The organism is Mesorhizobium sp. M4B.F.Ca.ET.089.01.1.1 (assembly GCF_004022605.1).
GTDB lineage: Bacteria > Pseudomonadota > Alphaproteobacteria > Rhizobiales > Rhizobiaceae > Mesorhizobium > Mesorhizobium abyssinicae.
Genome location: NZ_RZOS01001451.1, coordinates 1 through 434, shown reverse-complemented (window position 1 = coordinate 434; position 434 = coordinate 1). Strand labels below are relative to the sequence as shown.

Below are 434 nucleotides of genomic sequence, written 5' to 3'. Positions count from 1 at the left end.
GTATAGGCTGATTTTTGACGAACAATATCATCCGCGTTCTGGTACCAGTCGCCCCACGTCGGCTCGGCCACGCTGCCATCCCAATGGTTGTTAAAGATACCGATCTGGTCGCTGTCCATCGGGCCATCTTTACTGAACGTGGCGTTGTGCTGGCGGCTGTAACTTGCGCCCGCCATCAGCTGATGCTGTCGGCCCAACAGATCAAAAGGACCGCTGACGTAAGAATCGAACGAATCCAGGGTCCGTTTACCCCGATCTTTACTCCCCCATCCGCTCGCGCCCTCGCCCGTGCTGGCGTCTGGATTGCCCATCACATACAGCAATGTGTCGTTAAAGGTTTGCTCGCCATGCGTGCCGTTGAAGCGAAACGCCCAACCGTTGTCCCAGCGGTGAGTGAGATTGGCGAAGACTTTTCTGGACTCAATGTTATAGCC

The 434-nt window shown here is 55.5% G+C and carries 1 pseudogene; it reads right to left on the bottom strand.

The features are described 5' to 3' along the window. Positions 1-434, bottom strand: a pseudogene (locus tag EN780_RS37870) (hypothetical protein); the annotation flags it as partial.